Origin of the sequence: Campylobacter sp. CH278 (genome assembly GCF_004378845.1) — a bacterium.
In the GTDB taxonomy this organism is placed as follows: Bacteria; Campylobacterota; Campylobacteria; order Campylobacterales; family Campylobacteraceae; genus Campylobacter_D; species Campylobacter_D jejuni.
Genome location: NZ_RYXZ01000053.1, coordinates 1 through 238 on the forward strand (window position 1 = coordinate 1; position 238 = coordinate 238).

1 pseudogene is annotated in these 238 nt (G+C 35.7%); it reads right to left on the reverse strand.

Going from position 1 to position 238, the window contains the following annotated elements:
• Positions 1-238, reverse strand: a pseudogene (locus ELQ04_RS08655) (flagellar capping protein); the annotation flags it as partial.

Sequence of the window (238 nt, forward strand, 5' to 3'; positions counted from 1 at the left end):
ATTTTTTAAGGAAATCTTTATTGCCCTTGATAGAAAAATTAGCCCCACCATCGCCTTTAATTTTAAGCTCCCAGCCTTTTTGATTGTTCTTATCATAGGCTTCAACCTTAACGCTTAAACCTTCTATACCCAAACTATTGATATGAGTGGCTAAATTTTGAAGCATTTCTTGCTCTGTTGCACCTGTAAGCTTAAAGGTGCTTCCATCGCGTGCTTTTGATATATCATAACTTTGATT